The sequence below is a fragment of the Luteibacter sp. P4_E6 genome (genome assembly GCF_056401535.1).
The window spans coordinates 1-3,221 of the sequence record NZ_JBFUJE010000452.1; the positions used below are offsets into that span (position 1 = coordinate 1).

At 62.6% G+C, this 3,221-nt stretch carries 4 protein-coding genes; 3 read left to right on the forward strand and 1 reads right to left on the reverse strand.

Going from position 1 to position 3,221, the window contains the following annotated elements:
- The 3 genes from AC1DT2_RS19025 to AC1DT2_RS19035 all read left to right on the forward strand — a co-directional run.
- Positions 1 to 525, forward strand: a 525-nt coding sequence (locus AC1DT2_RS19025; protein WP_477298032.1) for a CBS domain-containing protein, incomplete at its 5' end; no start/stop codon positions are given.
- A 15-nt stretch (positions 526 to 540) separates the two neighbouring features.
- The gene (gene glmS, locus AC1DT2_RS19030) at positions 541 to 2,370 is read left to right on the forward strand and encodes a glutamine--fructose-6-phosphate transaminase (isomerizing) (RefSeq protein WP_063573020.1); all 1,830 of its coding nucleotides are present in this window, start codon (positions 541 to 543) and stop codon (positions 2,368 to 2,370) included.
- Positions 2,371 to 2,389: 19 nt separating this feature from the next.
- Complete coding sequence (locus AC1DT2_RS19035) at positions 2,390 to 2,899, forward strand: acyltransferase (RefSeq protein WP_477298034.1); 510 nt, start codon at positions 2,390 to 2,392, stop codon at positions 2,897 to 2,899.
- Here the strand turns inward: AC1DT2_RS19035 and AC1DT2_RS19040 are convergent.
- The gene (locus AC1DT2_RS19040; RefSeq protein ID WP_477298035.1) at positions 2,848 to 3,147 is read right to left on the reverse strand and encodes a hypothetical protein; all 300 of its coding nucleotides are present in this window, start codon (positions 3,145 to 3,147) and stop codon (positions 2,848 to 2,850) included. The two genes, AC1DT2_RS19035 and AC1DT2_RS19040, sit on opposite strands and share 52 nt — an antisense overlap.
- Positions 3,148 to 3,221: the final 74 nt, after the last annotated feature.

Sequence of the window (3,221 nt, forward strand, 5' to 3'; positions counted from 1 at the left end):
GCGTTGAAGTACTGCCGCGAGCAGACCGAACCCAAGCGTGTCGTCACCCTGGTCTGCGACACCGGCAACAAGTACCTGTCGAAGATGTACAACGACTACTGGATGCTCGACAACGGCTTTCTCGAGCGCGAACGCTACGGCGACCTGCGCGATCTCATCCTGCGGCCCTATGCGCAACGCGACACGGTGGTGATCAAGCCGGACGACATGCTGGTCACCGCCTATAACCGCATGAAGCTGTACGACGTCTCGCAGCTGCCGGTGATGGAGAGCGAGCGTATCGTCGGCATCCTCGACGAGTCCGACGTGCTAATGCACGTGCATTCGGACGAAACCCGGTTCCGAGATCCCGTCTCCACGGCCATGATGGCTTCGCCGGAAATGCTCCAGGTCCGCGAACCGATCGATGCACTATTGCCCGTGTTCGAGAAGGGCCACGTCGCCATCGTGGTCGACGGCGAACAGTTCCTCGGACTGATCACCCGGATCGACCTGCTCAATTACCTGCGCCGCAAAGTCAATTAAGAAGGATCACGACTCATGTGTGGAATTGTTGCCGCTGTTGCGCAGCGTGATATCGCGCCGATCCTCATTGCCGGTCTGAAGGCCCTGGAATACCGCGGCTACGACTCGGCTGGCATGGCCATCGCCGATGGCGGTGAGATCCGCCGGGTCCGTGCGAAGGGTAAGGTTCGCGAGATGGAAGCCCTCTACGACGCCGATCCGGTGCCGGGCGGCACGGGTATTGCGCATACGCGATGGGCGACGCACGGCGTTCCCAGCGAGGCGAATGCGCACCCGCACGTGCAGGGTCGTATCGCCATCGTGCATAACGGCATCATCGAAAACTACGCATCCCTACGCGACGGGCTCAGGGCCAAAGGCCGCACCTTCCACTCGGAGACGGATACCGAGGTGATGGGCGCGGTGATCGACGAGCACGTACAGGCCGGCAAGTCGTTGCGCGAAGCCGTCACCGCCGCCGTGCGCGAACTCGAAGGCGCGTATGCCATCGCCGTGATGAGCCTGGACGAGCCCGAGCGCATCGTTGGCGCTCGCCGTGGCTGCCCGCTGCTGGTCGGTATCGGCATTGGTGAGCACTTCCTTGGATCGGACGCGCAGGCGTTGATCAAGGTCACCAACCGGATGATGTACCTCGAGGAAGACGACGTCGTCGAAATCACGCGCGACACTGTCGAAGTCTTCGGCCTGGACGGCCAGCGTGTCGACCGCACGGCGCACGAGAGCGAAATCAGCGCCGACTCCGTGGAACGTGGCGAGTACCGCCACTACATGCAGAAGGAGATCTTCGAGCAGCCGCGCGCCGTCGCCGACACGCTCGAGGGTCGCATCGGTCCGCATGGCATCCTGCCGAACATCTTCGGTATCGACGCCGACCCGATCCTCGAGAAAACGCGCGCCATCCACATCGTGGCCTGCGGCACCAGCTATCACGCCGGCATGGTGGCGAAGTACTGGATCGAGCAGTTTGCACGCATTCCTGTCGTCGTCGAAGTAGCCAGCGAGTACCGCTACCGCGACGTCGTCGTGCCGGAAAACACGCTCTTCGTCGCGGTGTCGCAGTCGGGTGAAACCGCCGACACGCTGGCCGCCATGCGTGAGTCGCGCCGCCGCGGTTACCTGGCCACGTTTGCCATCTGCAACGTGCCGGAGTCGTCTGTCGTCCGTGAATCCGACCTGCGCCTGATGACACGCGCGGGTCCGGAGATCGGCGTCGCCTCGACCAAGGCCTTCACCACTCAGCTCACCGCGTTCGCGTTGCTGGCGCTGGACCTCGGCCGCCGTCGCGGCCTGGATAACGCGAAGTACCTCGAGCACTGCAAGGAGCTCCAGTCGCTGCCGCGTTATATCGAGAACGCGCTGAAGATCGAGCCGGAGATCCTCAAGATCGCCGACCACTTCATCAACAAGCAGCACGCCCTGTTCCTCGGGCGCGGCGCGCAGTTCCCCGTGGCGCTGGAAGGCTCGCTCAAGCTCAAGGAAATCTCGTACATCCACGCCGAGGCGTATCCCGCCGGTGAACTGAAGCACGGTCCGCTGGCCCTGGTCGACGAGAACATGCCCATCGTGGCGGTGGCGCCGAATGGCCCGTTGCTCGACAAGCTGAAGTCGAACCTGCAGGAAGTGCGTGCCCGCGGCGGCGAGTTGATTGTCTTTGCGGATGAGCGCGCCGAGATGGACGACGGCACTGAGCACGTGGCCATGGTGCGTGTGGATGGCGGTGGCGATCTGATTGCGCCTGCCGTGTTCACAATTCCGCTACAGCTGTTGGCCTATCACGTTGCGGTGCAACGGGGAACAGATGTAGATCAGCCGCGGAATCTGGCTAAATCGGTAACGGTGGAATAAAAGTCTTCGGGGTAAGCATGTGACTGACCAGGCAAGCCTTCACGCCCTCTCCGACGTTCAGTCAACGAACGTCGGCGCCCGTACGCGAGTCTGGCAGTTCGTCGTGATTCTGCCCGGGGCGAGTGTCGGTGAAGACTGCAACATCTGCGCGCACTGCTTCATCGAAAACGATGTCGTCGTTGGGAATCGGGTTACCGTCAAGAGCGGTGTGCAATTGTGGGACGGACTCCGGCTGGAGGACGACGTTTTCGTCGGACCGAACGTGACATTCACGAACGACAGGATGCCCCGGTCGGGCGTTCATTCGGGTGCGTTTCCGCACACTCTTGTGCGGCGGGGCGCATCGATCGGCGGCGGGGCGACGATCCTGCCGGGCCTTCAGATTGGCGAGCGGGCGATGATTGGTGCAGGCGCCGTGGTGACAAGCGATGTACCGGCACGCGCGATTGTCGTGGGAACACCTGCGAAAGTGATTGGTTACGTCGACGATTCTCCGACTACGCCTGACGGGGCGGGAATGCCAAGATAGAACAGGCGCTTCATTTCCCGGCGTCCCCGCGTAACGGCGTCCATGACGACACCGCAGACAAGGGCCAGCGCCGCGATAAGCGCCRGTCCCGTCGAAAGCAGTGCGGTTGGCAGTCTCGGCACTTCGTGCGTCGTCAGGTATGTGCCGAGCAGGGGAAGGGCGATGGCGACACCCGCTGCGAAGGCGACCAACGCTATCGTCCCGAAGAACTGCATGGGTCTCTCAGCGATGAAGAGGCGGAGGATCATTCGGAGGATCCGGTATCCATCCCTATAAGTGGATAGTTTGCTCTCGGAGCCCTCGGGCCGCGATGCATACGGCG

Bases quoted from the DNA above. Each gene is read 5' to 3' on its own strand.
- glmS (WP_063573020.1), top strand. From the start codon at position 541: ATGTGTGGAATTGTTGCCGCTGTTGCGCAGCGTGATATCGCGCCGATC.